The sequence below is a fragment of the Micromonospora sp. D75 genome (assembly GCF_018070405.1).
GTDB classification, from domain to species: domain Bacteria; phylum Actinomycetota; class Actinomycetes; order Mycobacteriales; family Micromonosporaceae; genus Micromonospora; species Micromonospora chalcea.
On sequence record NZ_JAGPXV010001102.1, the window covers coordinates 1 to 802 of the forward strand.

Consider the following 802-nt stretch of genomic DNA (forward strand, 5'->3'; position numbering starts at 1 on the left):
GACCCGCCCCGCGCCGGGCGGGCCCGAGGTGAGCAGTTCGTCGCCGAAGACCAGCAGCGCGGCCCGGGGTGGGCGGCGGACCCGCAGCGTGTCGTGCCCGCAGGAGGCGGCCAGGCCGAGCACCGCCGGATCCACCGGCGTGCCGGCGGGCAACAGCTCCTCCCCGAGGTACGCCTCCTCGCCCGGTTCCCGCCACTCCGGCGCCGGGCGGGGCGTGCCGGTCACCAGGCCGTCCGCCGTGCGGGCCGACTCCTCGATCCGCAGGATCGCCGTCGTGCCCTCGGGAACCATCGCGCCGGTGGCGATCTCGACGGTGCTGCCGTCGGTCTCCAGCGGCGCGGCGGTGTGCCCGGCGAGCACCCGGCCCACCACCCGCCACGGCCCCGGGCCCCGCACCGCCCAGCCGTCCACGCTGGAGGTGGGGAACGCCGGCAGGTCGGTACGCGTCGTCAACGGCTCGGCGAGGGTGTGCCCGTCGGCCTCGGCCAGCGGGCGGGCGACGGCGGGGAGCGCGGCGGACAGGCCCACCGCGTACACCCGGGAGCGGGCCTCCTCCCACCCGGCCGGTGGTGGCGTGCCCGCCTCGGCCGCGGCGGCTTCGGTTTCCGTGCTCATCCGGCGAGCCTAGCGCCGGGGCACGTGGCCCGCGGGTTCAGTGGTCGCCGCCGCGAAGCTGGTCGACCGCGTGCCGCAGGATCGGCCCGAGCACCGCAAGGCCGTCGCGGGCGCCGCCCCGCGAGCCGGGCAGGTTGACCACGAGCGTCCGGCCGGTCACCCCGGCCAGCCCGCGGGACAGCGCCGC

1 protein-coding gene and 1 pseudogene are annotated in these 802 nt (G+C 79.2%); both read right to left on the reverse strand.

Annotated elements, in window-relative coordinates; genetic code table 11:
- Positions 1 to 615, reverse strand: a pseudogene (locus KBX39_RS32290) (molybdopterin molybdenumtransferase MoeA); the annotation flags it as partial.
- Between the two features lie 37 nt (positions 616 to 652).
- On the reverse strand, positions 653 to 802 hold a 150-nt coding region (locus tag KBX39_RS32295), incomplete at its 5' end, for a molybdenum cofactor biosynthesis protein B (protein ID WP_369010133.1).